10 protein-coding genes are annotated in these 14,434 nt (G+C 70.2%); 7 read left to right on the forward strand and 3 right to left on the reverse strand.

The window, feature by feature from the left end:
- Positions 1-8: 8 nt before the first annotated feature.
- Complete coding sequence (locus ACZ4O3_RS12975; protein WP_362713614.1) at positions 9-1,124, reverse strand: amidinotransferase; 1,116 nt, start codon at positions 1,122-1,124, stop codon at positions 9-11.
- Positions 1,125-1,281: 157 nt separating this feature from the next.
- Positions 1,282-2,169 carry a metallophosphoesterase family protein gene (locus ACZ4O3_RS12980; protein WP_362713632.1) on the reverse strand — a complete coding sequence of 296 codons (888 nt, stop codon included), beginning with the start codon at positions 2,167-2,169 and terminating at the stop codon, positions 1,282-1,284.
- A gap of 515 nt (positions 2,170-2,684) precedes the next feature.
- On the opposite strand from ACZ4O3_RS12980, the gene ACZ4O3_RS12985 reads away from it, so the two are divergent.
- From ACZ4O3_RS12985 to ACZ4O3_RS13015, 7 genes are all read left to right on the forward strand, one after another.
- On the forward strand, positions 2,685-2,972 hold the full coding sequence (locus tag ACZ4O3_RS12985; protein ID WP_362713612.1) for a phosphopantetheine-binding protein: 288 nt from the start codon (positions 2,685-2,687) through the stop codon (positions 2,970-2,972).
- Complete coding sequence (locus ACZ4O3_RS12990; RefSeq protein ID WP_362713610.1) at positions 2,965-4,503, forward strand: amino acid adenylation domain-containing protein; 1,539 nt, start codon at positions 2,965-2,967, stop codon at positions 4,501-4,503. The genes ACZ4O3_RS12985 and ACZ4O3_RS12990 overlap by 8 nt, the downstream gene beginning before the upstream one ends.
- Complete coding sequence (locus ACZ4O3_RS12995) at positions 4,500-5,804, forward strand: condensation domain-containing protein (protein WP_362713608.1); 1,305 nt, start codon at positions 4,500-4,502, stop codon at positions 5,802-5,804. The genes ACZ4O3_RS12990 and ACZ4O3_RS12995 overlap by 4 nt, the downstream gene beginning before the upstream one ends.
- Positions 5,804-6,583 carry a thioesterase II family protein gene (locus ACZ4O3_RS13000; RefSeq protein WP_362713606.1) on the forward strand — a complete coding sequence of 260 codons (780 nt, stop codon included), beginning with the start codon at positions 5,804-5,806 and terminating at the stop codon, positions 6,581-6,583. The genes ACZ4O3_RS12995 and ACZ4O3_RS13000 overlap by 1 nt, the downstream gene beginning before the upstream one ends.
- Positions 6,580-7,986 carry a condensation domain-containing protein gene (locus ACZ4O3_RS13005; protein ID WP_362713604.1) on the forward strand — a complete coding sequence of 469 codons (1,407 nt, stop codon included), beginning with the start codon at positions 6,580-6,582 and terminating at the stop codon, positions 7,984-7,986. Before ACZ4O3_RS13000 ends, ACZ4O3_RS13005 begins: the two co-directional genes overlap by 4 nt.
- A gap of 102 nt (positions 7,987-8,088) precedes the next feature.
- On the forward strand, positions 8,089-9,834 hold the full coding sequence (locus ACZ4O3_RS13010) for a hypothetical protein (protein ID WP_467722171.1): 1,746 nt from the start codon (positions 8,089-8,091) through the stop codon (positions 9,832-9,834).
- 43 nt (positions 9,835-9,877) lie between these two features.
- On the forward strand, positions 9,878-11,161 hold the full coding sequence (locus ACZ4O3_RS13015) for an aminotransferase class I/II-fold pyridoxal phosphate-dependent enzyme (RefSeq protein WP_362713600.1): 1,284 nt from the start codon (positions 9,878-9,880) through the stop codon (positions 11,159-11,161).
- A gap of 100 nt (positions 11,162-11,261) precedes the next feature.
- Here ACZ4O3_RS13015 and ACZ4O3_RS13020 read toward each other — a convergent pair whose 3' ends face one another.
- The gene (locus ACZ4O3_RS13020; protein WP_467722172.1) at positions 11,262-14,399 is read right to left on the reverse strand and encodes an amino acid adenylation domain-containing protein; all 3,138 of its coding nucleotides are present in this window, start codon (positions 14,397-14,399) and stop codon (positions 11,262-11,264) included.
- Between the last annotated feature and the right edge of the window lie 35 nt (positions 14,400-14,434).

Here is a 14,434-nt window from a genome sequence, read left to right on the forward strand (position 1 = left end):
TCCTCGCTCTAGAAGTACGACTCGAGGGTGCCGCGCCGCCGCACGTCGAGCGTCGCGCAGTGGAAGGACCCGCCGAAGCTGTTGAAGTTGCGGAAGTCGCACGGGATCGGGGTGAACCCGAACTTGCGCACCGCCTCGATCATCGGCTCGTCCTGTCGCTCGACGACCACCCGCTCGTGGTCGAGCATCAGGATGTTCATGTTGAGCCACTTGCTCGTCATGTACAGGGGGTGCCCGTCCGGGATCACCGGCGTCGGCGCCGTCATCACGTCCCAGCTCTTGAACAGCTCGGGGACCTCGGGGACCCGCTCGGGGTGGATGAGCAGCTTGCCCGGCGCCATCGGCACCAGGGTGGCGTCTATGTGCATGGGGTGTGAGTCCTTGAACTCCAGCACGTGGACACGGTATTCGTCGCCCAGTTGGCGACGGAGCCACTCGATGCCGAACTCGTTGGTGACGTTGCTCTTCTGGGCGATGATGTCGCGACCGCACCGGGTGAAGTCGGCCGCATCGAAGGTCGGCTCGAACTCGGTGACGACCAGCCGCGGCGGATCGTCCTCGCCGGGGTCGGTCCAGGTCTGGTCGAACTGCGCGTCAGTGAGCTCCGGCTTCGGGCCGGCGCTCCACTTGGCCCCGCCCTGGAAGTACTCCTTGAGCAGGGGCCGGTACGCCAGCGACTCGTAGTACCGGGACCGCCACGCCATCGGGCACTCGATGATCTCGGTGCCCACGACCAGGAGCGCGTCCCGGGGCATCGCCGCGTACAGCCCCGTGCTGGCCCAGTCCAGGGTGCTGTAGACCTGCCGCTGCGCGATGGGCTCGGGCCGCCGGACCGTCACCCCCTCGCCCTCCAGGATGCGGACGAACTCCTCCAGCTCGCGGCGCGCGGCCTCGACCTGGTGCGGCGGAAACGGACGTCCGGCCTGGCTGCGGAAGGTCTCGACCTGGCCCTCCGGCAGCACCGACGGAAGTGACATGTGCCAGGTCGGGAAGCTGGCGTCGTCGACGATCCCGACGATCACCTCCTCCAGCGGATCCCACTCGTTGTACGAGGAGACAGGACTGTCCAGCAGCGGTGCCTTCTCGCCGATGGCTACTGCCTCCCGGCGGTCTGGTATCGACATCTACTCCCTTTCCTGTGCCCTCTGGATCATTCGTGCCCTCTGGATCGTGCCGTGGCGGATCGCGGCGCGGTGCGCGCCGGATCAGCCGTTGTGCGGTTGGCGGTGGGGACGCGGGCCCGTCCGCGTCCTCGGCAGAAGGGGCCGGAGGAGCCCGTTGTCACTCCGGCGGGCTCGGTCGCAGGCGCTCGACTGCTCGCGGCAGGATCTGCCGCGGGAACGCCGGCTCCACAGGCCACCGCCGTTGCGATCTTTCCCGGGGATAGCCGAGCGACACCTCGTCGAACCTGACCGCGTCGTGCCAGGTGGTCCGAGGAATGTGCAGGTGGCCGTAGACCACTGAGACGGCCCGGAACCTCCGGTGCCAGTCCTCGGTCCGCGTCGTACCGCACCACTGCGCGAATTCCGCGTGGTGGAGGATCTCGGTCGGGTGGCGGGTCAGGGGATAGTGGTTGACAAGGACGGTCGGCAGCTGCGGATCGCAGGCCGCGAGCCGATCCTCGGTGGCCGCGAGTCTCGCCTCGCACCAGGCCTGCCGGCTGGGGTAGGGGTCGGGGTGCAGGAAGTACTCGTCCGTGCACACTACGCCCGCTTCACGGGCCATTGCCATGCCCTCGTCAGGCGTCGCGCACCCGGGGGGCAGGAAGGAATAGTCGTAGAGCACGAACAACGGAGCCACCGTGACCGGGCCGCCGTCCCCGGTCCAGACCTCGTACGGGTCCTCCGGAGTCAGGACCCCGATATTGCGGCAGGACTCGACGAGGTGCTCGTAGCGCGCCACCCCGCGTAGCGTGACCGGATCCTTGGGATGGGTCCACAGCTCGTGGTTGCCGGGCGTCCACACCACCCGGGCGAACCGGTCGCTCAGGACCTTGAGAGCCCATTCGACGTCGGAGACCCGCTCGGCCGTGTCCCCGGCGATGATCAGCCAGTCGTCGTCGTGCTCCGGGACCAGGTTCTCCTCCACGAGACTCCGGTTTTCCGGATAGGCGACGTGCAGATCGCTGACCGCCAGGAGACGCCCAGCTCGTACGGCGCCCGCACTCACCGCGTCGGCAGGCAGGCTCGCGTCCGCGACGGCCGGCACGGTGTCGGCCCGACTTCCATCAGAGCCCTGACTTCGACTTCCATGTCCGTGAACGACCCCGGCCGCCGGTCGGCGAATCGGACCCCGTCGGTGCTCACTAAGGGCATGAACAGCTCCTCCGCAATCGATCTCTCCGGCAGGATGCTACCGGTCCGCCTGCGGCGCTGTTCGGATTTCGTGTTCGGATTCGATCTCGGTAACGACGCGGGCCGCTTCGCGTATGGTGGGCGCCGGCGGGTCGCGGCGCCGACGCGCGGTGCGTGGTTCGGGCGACCGATCCAGTGCCAGAGGTTTCGCGCGTCCCAGCTCCCTGACAGCGTCACCCAACGGATCGACCGTCGACCGCACCAGCCGATGACAACCCGACGACAGCCCTGCACCGATGGCAACACCTAGATCAGATGTCTGCTTTCGTGATAGGAACATGCGCTGGGCCGCGTGCAGCGTGCCCGGCAGCTGAATGCGAGGGACGCACCGTGAGGGAAGCCCGGGAATCGTTCACCGATGTGAGCTTCGAGGAGCCGCAGGGTTCTCTGGAAAAGGCGATCGCGGATATTCAGGCGGAGATTCTCGACATCGACCGGGTGGGACGGTCCGACAGTTTCTACGACCTGGGCGGCACCTCGCTCCAGGCCATGCGAATATGCGCCCGGATAGAGCGCGATCTCGGCGTCCGGGCATTGCCGGTATGGCTGTTCGACGCCGACATCCTGTCCGATTTCGCCGAGCGGGTGGCGGCCGAGGGACAGGCGGCAGATGCCTGACGAGCGCACCGTCCACGGGGCCATCTCCCGGCACGCCGCCCGACAGCCCGACGCCACCGCGTTAGTCGCCGCCGGTGAGCCCGTCAGCTATGCGGTGCTGAACCGGGCCTCGGACGGCTACGCCGCCGAACTGCAGGACCTGGGTGTCCGTGCCGGCCAGGTGGTTCCCACTCTCCTCCCCCGCTCGGCCCTGCTGGCCGCGCTCCAACTGGCGATCCTCAAATGCGGCGCGGCCTACACGGGTATCGATCCGCGGTGGCCGATCGAACGGGTGCGGATGCTCGTCGAGCAGACCGGCTCTCCGGTTGTGGTCGGCGGCCCGTCGCCGGCGACCGAGGGCCTGCGGACCTACCGGCCCGAGATCGAGGACCTGGCAGCGGCCGCCGACCGCAGCGGAGGGTTCACCGGGCCTGCGGTCGACGCCTCCGAGCCCGCCACCGTCTTCTTCACCTCGGGGACGACGGGCCGGCCGAAGGGTGTGGTGGCACCGCACCGGGCGGTGACCCGCATGTTCACCGAGGGCGGCCTGGCCGGGTTCGGCCCGGGACACGCGACACCGCAGGCGGCTCCGCTGCCGTGGGACATGTACGCCTTCGAGCTGTGGGGCCAGACGGTCGCCGGCGGGACGTCGGTGCTGGTCGACGGCGACCACCTGATGCCGGGAATGCTGCGCGAACTGATCAGCCGGCACGGTGTGGACACTCTCTGGCTCACCACCTCGTTGTTCAACATGTTCGTCGACGAGGACGAAGACTGTTTCGCCGGGCTCGGCCGGGTCTACACCGGCGGCGAGAAGCTCTCCCCGCACCATGTGCGGCGCTTCGTCAGGCGGCACCCGGAGATCCCGCTGTACAACGGCTACGGTCCGGCGGAGAACTGCATGCTCACCACGACCTGGCCGCTGAGCGAGGCGGACTGCGACCTGCCGGGCGGAGTCCCGGTCGGGCTCGCGGCGCCGGGTACCCGGGTCATCCTGCTGGGACCGGACGACAAGCCCTGCGCGCAGGGCGAGAGCGGGGAGATCTGCGCCGCCGGGGACGGTCTGGCCGTCGGCTATCTCGGCAACCCCGAGCTGACAGCGGAGAAGTTCCCCACCATCGACGTGGCGGGAACCCCGGTGCGCGTGTACCGGACCGGTGACGTCGGAGTGACCGACGACGCCGGAGTGCTGCACTTCCTGGGGCGCGTCGACCGGCAGGTGAAGATCAGCGGGCACCGGATCGAGCTGGGCGAGATCGAGGTCGCGGTACGGGCTCTGGGCGGTATCCGGTCCTGCGCGACCATCGCGGTGCCGGGGCCGGACGGAAGTGCCCAGGGACTGGCCCTGTTCTACGTGCCCGACGGCCCCGCCGAAGCCGACGGCGGGGATCCGCTCTCGATCCGCAAGCAGCTGGCCGATTCGCTGCCCTCCTACCTCGTGCCCGCCGTCGTACGCACCGTCAGCCAGCTGCCGGTGACCGGCAACGGCAAGCTGGACCACGCCGCACTGACCGAACTGGCACTCCAGCCCCGGCGCAGAGGCCGCGCGTGAGTGGCACGAAGGTCTACCCGATGACCTTCGAGCAGGAGTCGGTCTGGCTGGACGAGCACCTGTCCGGCGAGCCGTCCCGCTATCTGGAGTCCTGGGCGTACCGGCTCCACGGGGCCGTGGACGCGGACGCCGCGCAATGGGCGCTGAGCCGGATCGTCGACCGGCACGAGTGTCTTCGCAGCAGGCTGACCATCCTGGACGACCAGCTGGTGCAGGTCGTGGAGCCGGTCCACGAGACCGTACTGGAGCACCTGAATCTGCGCGAGAACGACCTGGACAAGGAGTTACGGCGCCTCACGCGGCGGCCCCTGGACCTGGACGTCTCGCCGCTGCGGGCCGGCCTGCTGCACATCACGCCGACGGAGTCGGTTCTGCTCGTCCAGTTCCACCACGCCGTGGTGGACAGATGGTCCTTCGAGATCCTCGACGCCGAGTTCACCCGCCTTTACTCGGCACGCGTCGCGGGCCGCCCGGCAGAACTGCCGCCGGTCTCGCCGCAGTTGGGAGAGTACGCGCTGACGCAGCGCGCGGCGGACCTCGACCCCCTCGCCGTGGACTACTGGCGGGAGCGCCTGCACGACATCCCCGTGCCGCTGGCACCGCTCGCCGATCGGCCCCCGCCGACCAGGCCCAGCTCACGCAGCGGCACGTATCACTTCACGATCGCACCGGAAGTGGGACGACAGATCCACGGCCTGGCCCGAACCGCGCGCACCACTCCGTTCACCGTCTTCACAGCGGCCCTATCCGCGCTGTCCTGCGGCTATCTCGGCGCGGACGAGACGGTCATCGGCACGCCGGTGTCCCGTCGCAGGGACGACGACCTGGACGGCATGATCGGCTGCCTCACCGACCTCGTCCCGCTGCGGTGTCCGGTACCGGCGCGGCAGCAATTCGCCGGCCTGGTCGCCGAAACCCGGACGACGGTGCTGGGCGCGATGACCCACGGCACTCTGTCCTACTCCCAGATCATGGCCCGGACCGGCGTTCGCAGGCGGTTGCGCAACGCGCCGCTGTGCCCGACCGTACTCGGACTGGACGACGACAGTGTGCGCCGGTTGGACCTGCCCGAAGTGAGGGCGGAACGGATCGAGGTCCACCCGCACGGCAAAGGTGCCCTGCAGCTGGACCTGGCCGTCGACAAGGACGGTTACGACGCCGTCCTGAAATACGACCCCGACCGCTACGACCCGCCGACGGTGGGCCGCATCGCCGAAGACCTCTGCGCCGTGCTGGGCACGGCGGTCGCTCATCCCGACTGGGAGACGGCGGAGATTCTCTCGAGCAATGGAGTGAACTGATGCCGCAGGTGTCCAAGAGCCCGTGGTTGCCGTTCGCGGTGTCTCCCGGCGCCAGGATCGCGCTGCTGTGCCTGCCGCACGCGGGAGCGGGCGCCGGATCGTACCGGGCCTGGGGCGCCGGACTGGCACCGCACGTCGGTGCCTACCCGGTTCAGCCGCCCGGCAGGGAGAAACGGCGTAACGAGGCTCCGATCCGCGAGGTCGCCCGATACGTCCGCGAGCTCGCCCCGGAGATCACCGCTCGCCTCGACACGCCCTACGCCGTGTTCGGTCACAGCACCGGCGCCATCTGCGCGTTCGAGCTGGTGAGAGAGTTCCGCCGGCTCGGCTGGGCCCTGCCGGAGCGGCTGTTCGTGGCCGGCCGCCGGGCCCCGCACCTGCCGATGCCGCGCCACCGCCTGGAGGAGCTGCCGATCGAGGAGGTGGCCGAGTTCCTGGGCGCGCTGGGAGGCACCCCGCCGGAGGTGCTGACCGACCACCTGCTGCTGAAGCAGCGCCAGCCGCTGATGGGCGCCGACTTCCAGGTCAACGAGGAATACCCGTACCAGCTCCAGGAGCCGCTTCCGGTACCGATCACGGCCTTCGCCGCCACGGAGGACGAGTGGAGCACCCCTGATCTGGTGAAGGGCTGGGTCGAGCACACCAGCGCCGACTTCGAGATGTGCACGCTCAGCGGCGGCCATTTCGCGATCTTCGAACAGGCGGAGACGGTGCACGACGTGATCACCACCCGGCTGACGGATCCGTCGCGGGGGCCGCTGCCGGAGCCGAGGCCATGAGTCCCCTGACGGACGAGCTGGCGATCGGCCCGCTCCAGGAGGACATGTGGCTGTTCTGGAGTCGGCACCGCACGAGCTCGGTGTACACGATGCCGGAGGTGTTCTTCTACGACGGCGCCTTCGACGTGGCGGCGGCAGAGTTCGCGCTCAACGCGACGATCCAACGGCACGAGGCCCTGCGCACGGTGTTCCGGCAGACGGATGCGGGCGTCGTCCAGGTGGTTCAGGACCCTGATCCGGTGCCCATCGAGGTGCTGGACCTGCGGGATTCGCCGGAGGAAACGCGGTCGGAACAGCTGCAGGCGGCCATCGACACGGTGTCGGCCAGGCCTTTCGACCTGTCGGCCGGTCCGCCGATCAGGCTCGCCGCCATCCGGGTCTCCGCGGACCGGACGTGGCTGGTCCTGGTCGTCCACCAGATCGCGTGCGACGGGGAGTCGATGGTCGTCGTGCTGGAGGAGTTCGGCGAGCTGTACCGCTCGGCGCGCCGGGGGACCCCGCCCGATCTCGGGCCGGCCGCTCCGGGGTACGGGGTCTTCGTGCGCGAGCAGCTGGCGGCCCTGGCCGACGGCGGCCTCGATGAGGAGACGGAGTTCTGGCGGGAGCGGCTGGCGGGGATGTCCGGCAGCACCCTGCCGGGGACGGAGCGGGCCACCGAACGGGACTCGGCGGCGCTGGGCACGGTCATGCTGCCGACGATGCTCCCGAGCGAGCTGTCGGACGCGGTGCAGGCGTTCGCGCGCCGCACCAGCGCGACGCCGTTCGCCGTCCTGCTGTGCGCGATGGACGTCATGATCGTCGCCGCCACCGGTGACGGCGACGTGACGCTCGGGACGGTGACCAGTGTCCGCCCGCCGCGGTTCGCGCGGACCGTGGGGATGCTCACGAACATGGTGGTCCAACGGTCGCGGATCGACCTGTCTCGGTCGTTCGCCGCCGTGCTGGCGGAGGTGTCCCTGGACTTGATGGATTCCATCGACTACCAGGACCTGCCTTTCACCCAGGCGATTGCCGGCCTACGGGAGGCCGGCACTGGGCTCGGCAGTGCCCTGATCCGGACGACGTTCTCCGCGGGAGCCGTCGGCGGGCTGACCCTCGACGAGGGAAGCGTGTCGGACGTGGTGACGGCGGCGGCCGAAGGGCTGTACGACCTGTCAGCGGTCTGCGAAATCACTCCCGCGCACATCGCGGTGGACTGGAAGTTCGCGCTGTGCACGTACTCGCAGGAGGCCGCGCAGGGCTACTGCGCCGCGTACCAGGAGATCCTGGCGGTGCTGCTCGACCACCCCGAGGCAGCGATGGATTCCCTGGGTCTGACCGGGATCGCGGCCCGAGCCGCCGCGACCGGGCCGGAGCGGACCCCCGAAGCAGTTCCAGGCCATTCTCCTCTCGCGGAAAACTGACGGGTGACTGTGTCGAATCAACCCACGCGTGCTGAAGTACTCGGTGCCTACCGGGCTCTGCCGCCGCGGCCGGACGGGCCTGCCGCGGACCTCTCCTGTGACGTGATCGCGTGCGGCGACGAGGGCATGCGCGAGGCCGCGCTCGCCCTGGGCCGCGATCTCGGCCGCCCGGTGGTGGACGTCGACGTCGCCTCCGGCTGGCTGTCGAGGACACCGACACCGACGCCGACCTCGGTGCTGCTCATCGCCAGTCGCCACACGCTGGTGGCCGAGACGGTGCGCGAGTGGGTGACGTCGTCGGCGCGGCACGATGTGCCCGTGGGGTTCGTGCTCGCCGCCGATCTCGCGGAAGCCGAGTTCCAGGCGTCGAAGATCACGCTCGCCCACACGCGCGTCCCCGCCGGAGAGGACGTCCTCATCGACGCGGTCAACGGGGTGTGCGGACCGCCCGACGACCTCAAGGTAGCCCGCCCCGAGCGGCTCGGGGCGATCCTGGACGCGCCGTGGCGGGTGCTGTCCGTGTGCGGCCACTCCGACCTCGGCCACATCAGCCTGGGTTCGCTCGTCGTCTGCGGGGCCAACGGTCCGGAGCGGGTCGACGGAAAGCTGCTGACCGACGGCTGTGATCCGGGCGCGGACCGCTGCCGGAGTACGACGAAGCTGCTGCGCACCGCGGTGCCGGCGGCGGGGCTGCACGCGGCCGTGGTGGCCCTGATGGGCTGCAGTACCTTCGATGTGGCCGTGGGCGAACATCCGACCACGAACAGCCTGTGTGTCAGTGCTCTGAGCGGACTGACCCTCGCCGCCATCGGCACGCTGGGCCAGCTGCACGCCGACGCCGACACCGTCGGCCTGGTGGCCGCGTACCTCGCCGAGGGTCTCAGCCTCGGGGAGACCGTGCAGCGCCTGAACCACGTGCATCGCATTCCCACCGGGTACGGCATAGCCCTGGCCGGCGATCCGGCACTGCGGTTCCCCGCCCGCACACCGGCCGAGCCCGTCGACAACGGTGCCGCTGTCGACGCCGATCGCCTCCGGACTCACGAGCAGGCGCTCGCGCTGTATCAGGACATGATCGGACGCAGCAGGACGGTGGAGCGCGTCCGGCACGCTCTCGTCGCGGTCGCCGAGAACTCGCTGGACGAGGATCTGGAGGACAGCCTCGAGGACCTGGGGCGCACGAACGAGCAGGTGCAAAGCGCCGCCTGGGAAGGCATCGGCCGGATCCGTGAGGCCTTCGACCTCGACGCCTGGCGCACGGCCGACGCCGTCACGGCGAGGCTGGACCGGGCGGTGCGGCGCTGGGACGAGGCGTTCCTCGCGACGGCGAAGCTGGCCGCCGGTAATGACATGTACGCGGCCTTGCACACCTATCTGCGGCTGAGCGACGCTCGCGTCGAGGGAGCGTGCACGCGGTGCGGGTCGCGGATCCAGGTATTCGAATACGACGATTCGGAGTCGGCCGGCGGGCGGCGCGTCGCGGCCGAGTGCTGGCTGTGCGGGCCGGTGCGGGAGTCGGCGGGCGCGGGTCCGGTGATGGCGATCGCGGCGAGCGGCCTGCACTCGCCGGGCGGCGTGGTTCGTCCGGTGCTGTCCGTGCGGGGAACGTCCGGGGAGCCTGACCGGCCCGGCCACCTGGCCGTGATTCTCAACGACCGGCTCACCGACCGGGTCCTGGCGACTTTCCACACCGAGTGCACCCTCGCGGACCTGCCCGAGCCGACGCTGACGATCCCCGAGGACACCCAGAGCGACCTGCACGCGCTGTGGGCGGTGTGGGTCGGCCAGGTCACGGTCACGTTCGCGGGGACCAGGCTGGGCGTCGTCCGGACCGTCGAACAGGCATGAGCTCGCCACTCCTGTAGCGCAACCCGAGCGAGAGGAACCGCCCATGGGGGGCTTGTCCAAGGTCGGAACGCAGATGTCGCGCATGTCCGGGCTCAGGAGCCTGATGGAGGACGTGGCGAGTGCGATGGCGAGCACCTCCGACACCAAGTGGCTCAACCTGAGCATCGGCAACCCCGCGGCGATCCCCGAGGTCACCGCGATGTGGCGGGAGGCGGCCGGCTGGGCGGTCGCCGAGAGCTTCTCCGACGCCGTCGCGTACGGGCCATCCCGGGGCTCGCCCGCCCTCGTCAAAGCCATAGCCGACCACTTCCGCCGGCACCTGGGGTGGACCATCGGCCCGGAGAACATCGTCGTCGGCCCGGGCAGCCAGATGCTCTGCTTCGCCGCCGCCGCGCTCTACGCCGGGGAAGACGGCAGCGGGGCGCGCCGGGTGGGGCTACCGGCGATCCCCGACTACACCGGCTATCAGGGCATCTGCATGGCGCCCGGGGGGATCGCCGGAGTCGAGTCCGGGTGGCGGGCCGGGCAGGACCGGTCGTTCCACTACGAGCTCGATCTGGATGCGACGGCCCGCCGGACGGACCTGGGCATGCTGTTGCTGTCCAGCCCGTGCAACCCGACCGGCCGCAGCCTTCGCGCCGACGAGCAGGACGCGCTGATCGCGATCGCCCAGCGGATGGACGTACCTCTGTTCCTCGACCACGCCTACGGCCGGCCGTTCCCCCAGATCGGCCCGACGTTCTCGCCACCGGTGCTGAATCCGCACGTGGTCAACTGCTTCAGCCTGTCCAAGGCCGGGATGCCCGGGGAACGCGTCGGATTCGCCGTCGGCCCCGAGCGGTACATCACCCCGCTGGTGTCCTTCCTGTCCAACTCCGTGCTGCACGCCTCAGGGCTGGCACAGGCCATGGCTGCCTGGGCCCTGTCCTCCGGCGCACTCGACGAAGTGGTCGCCTCGGCCATCAAGCCGTTCTACGCCGAACGCCGAACCCTGACCGAGCAGTTGCTCCTCGACGCAATGCCGGCGGACGTGAACTGGCGCCTGCACGCGAACGAGGGAGGCATGTTCGGCTGGCTGTGGATCGACGAGGACTGGTTCAGCGACGTCGACCTCTACGCCGATCTCAGGAAACACAACGTCTTCATCGCACCGGGACGGAGCTTCTTCTCCGGGCCGCCCGAAGCCGGCAGGCATTCCACACAGTGTTTCCGCATCACGCTCACCGTGGACGAGAAGGACCTGCGCGAGGGGATCAGCCGCATCGGCGGGGCCGTCGGCGAGGCGAGTCCGCACCGCGTGGTCTCGCGCCCTCCGCTGAGCCGGTAGCTTTCCGCGAACACCTACCGGCTGATCGTCCTCCTGGCTCACCGCCGTTGGATGATCAGCCGGTCCGGCAGGGTCCGCCGCGAGCGCAGGACTCGGCGGCCTACCCGGCCGACAGCGGCAAGCCGTCGACGCGCTCGTCGGGATCGGCCAGGCCGGCCCCGAGCAGCGTCCACAGGTGCTGCTGCCACTGCTGCGCCGAGGCCTGGTCGAACCGGTCGGCGGCGTACTCGACCTCGCCGGTCCAACCGGCGGCGGTCTGCCGTGCGGCCCAGCTCAGTGCGACCTTCGCGGTGCCCGAGTGCACGAACACCTCGGAGATCTCCAGGCCTTCGATGTCGCCGCTGTCGTCCAGCGGGGTGGACTGCAGCGAGAAGATCGCCTGGAATAGCGGGTTCTGGCCGGCGTCCGTGCTCTGCGCGGCGACCTCCACGGCGTCGGCGAACGGCAGCTCCTGGCGGGTCAGTGCCTCGGCCAGGACCTCGTCGGTGCGCGCGACCAGTTCGCGGAAGCTCATGCCCTCGGTGAAGCGCATCCGCAGCACGACCGTGTTGACCAGGTAGCCGATCAGGTCCTCGGTGCCCGCCCGGTTCCGGCACGCGACGGGCACGCCGACCGCCACCTCCGGTGCCTCGGCCGTCCGGTGCAGGGCCGTGAAGAAGGCCGCGAGCAGGACGACGAACGCCGTGGTCCCGCACGAGCGGGCCAGCTGGTCCAGGGCAGCCGGGTCGACGGCGTCGTCGGGCAGCGGCAGGGCGAAGCCGTCGGTGCCGATCCATCCGGCACCGGCACCTTCGCGCCGGGAGCCCACTTCGGCGGCCGGCGGGGCTCCGGCGAGCCGGGCCCGCCAGTAGGAACGCTGCTCCTGCGCCTCCGCTCCGCGCAGCCAGCGCTCCTGCCAGACCACGTAGTCGGTGTACTGGACCGCCGGCTCGCTCAACGGCTTCCCTGTGTAGAGGGCGACGAACTCCCGCCAGAACACCCCGAGCGACCAGGCATCGAACACCGTGTGATGCACGTTGAGCAGCCACAGGTGCTCCTCGGCGTCGACGCGGTAACAGGTCGAGCGCAGCAACGGGCCCTGAGCCAGGTCGAACGGACGCCTGGCCTCCTGCTGCGCACAGCGGACCGCCTCGTCGAGATCGGCGACCTCGGTCACCACGGTGTGCACCGCTGCCGGGGGTTGGATCCGTTGCCAGACCTTGCCTTCGCCGGTCTCGAAAACCGTACGCAGCGCCTCGTGTCTGCCGACGACCGCAGTCACCGAGGCGTCCAGCCGCTCCATGTCGAGCGGACCCCGGATCCGGTAGGCGACCGGGATCGCATAGGTTGGCGCACCCCTGTGCACCTGGTCCAGGAACCAGAGCGCCTGTTGCCCGCGCGCGGCGGGACGCCGCTCGCCGCGCTCCCCCGACGGCACGACCGACGCGACCGTCGACGCGCCGCGCTCGTGTTCGCCCTTGACCAGGGCCGCGATCCCGGCGACGCTCGATGCGGCCCGTAACTGCGCGAACGACAGCGCCACGCCGGTCACCTCGGTCACCCGGCTGAGCAGCTGAAGGCCCCGCAGCGAGTCGCCGCCGGCGGCGAAGAAGTCGTCGTCCGGCGGAAGCGGCGCGGTGCCGAGCACATCGCCGCCGAGGGTGCCCAGGACGCGCTCCAGCGTCGTCATCCGCAGCCCGTCCGCGCGCGCCAACGGCGCAGCAGGCCCGGCGGGGACCGGCGGGAGGGCGGAGCGAGCCACCTTGCCGTTCAGCGGCGAGCGCGGGATGCGGTCCATCATCACGAACGTCTGAGGCATCATGGCCGCGTTGAGCCGGCTGGCGAGTTCGGCGCGGATCACCGCCTCGGACCCGCCGTCCTCGGCTTCGACGTACGCCACCAGGCGCGAGCCGAAAGGCGGGTCGGCGACGGCAATGACGACCGCGTCCCGGACCCCCGCGCAGCGCATCACCGCGCTCTCCACCTGGCCGGGCTCGACGCGGTATCCGCGGATCTTGACCTGGCGGTCGGAGCGCCCGAGGAAGACCAGCGTCCCGTCGGGCCGCCGGCTGCCCCGGTCGCCGGTGCGGTACATGCGCGAACCGGGCGGGCCCTGGGGATCGGGCAGGTAGCGCTCGGCCGTAACGACCGGGTTGCCGTAGTAGCCGCGGGACACCGGCGGGCCGCCGACCCACAGGTCCCCCGGCTCGCCGTCCGGCACGGGCTGCAGATCGTCGTCGAGGATGTAGATCGCACTGCTCGCGAAGGAATACCCGATGGGAACCAGCGCGTAATCGTCCGGATCGCCGTCGGAGGTCTTCTCTTCCGGGGTCGGCCGGTGCAGCAGGACACTGATGGTGGTCTCCGTCGGCCCGTAGTCCGAGACCCAGTCGACCGCCTCCGCTCCGGGCACCCGGTACCAGGCGCGGAGCTTGTCGACGAAGATCTTGTCGCCGCCGATGAACACGATGCGCAGACTCGGGGGCAGGCTGACCAGACCGGCCGTCAGATCGTCCACCCACTGGTGCCAGTAGGCACTGGGAAGGCTCACCATCGTCACCGCCAGGCGGTCGATCAGGTCGGTGAACTCCACGCTGGTGAACTGGCGCCGGTCCGGCACGACGACCGCGCCGCCGGCGGCCCACGCCGGCAGGATCTCCTCCAGCGCGGCGTCGAAGGCGATCGCCGTGGACTGCAGCACCCGGTCGGCCGCACCGATCTTGAGCTCGTCCCGGAGCGAGACGGCGTGGTTGGCGAAGCTCGCGTGCTGCACGGCGACCAGCTTGGGCTTGCCGGTCGAGCCGGAGGTGAACACGCAGTACGCGAGGTTTGCCGGATCGACGGCCACGGCCGGGGAGGTGTCCGGCCGGCCGGCCAGGTCGAGCGTGTCCACGTCCACCACGGGTACGCCGTCCGGAGCCACCGCCGTCTGTCCGTCCCGCACGAGCAGGACGACACCGGCGTCGGTGAGCATCGCCTCGGCGACACCGCGGGGCAGAGAAGGGTCGACGGGCACGTACACGCCGCCGGCCTTCCAGATCCCCAGCATCGTGACCAGCAACAGCGGCGAGGGTTCCATGATGACGCCGACCAGGCGCTCAGGTCGCACACCGGCGCCGACCAGCATGGCGGCGAACCGGTTGGCCCCCTCGTCGAGCTCACGGTAGGTCAAAGTGCCGTCGTCCCAGGCCACGGCGACGGCATCGGGCGTCAACGCGGCTTGTGCTTCGTAGAGTTGGTGAATGCAGCGACTGGGCATCAGTCTCTTACCTCCGATTCCGACTCGCGGCCGTT

It is taken from the genome of Streptomyces sp. NPDC026515 (genome assembly GCF_055567595.1).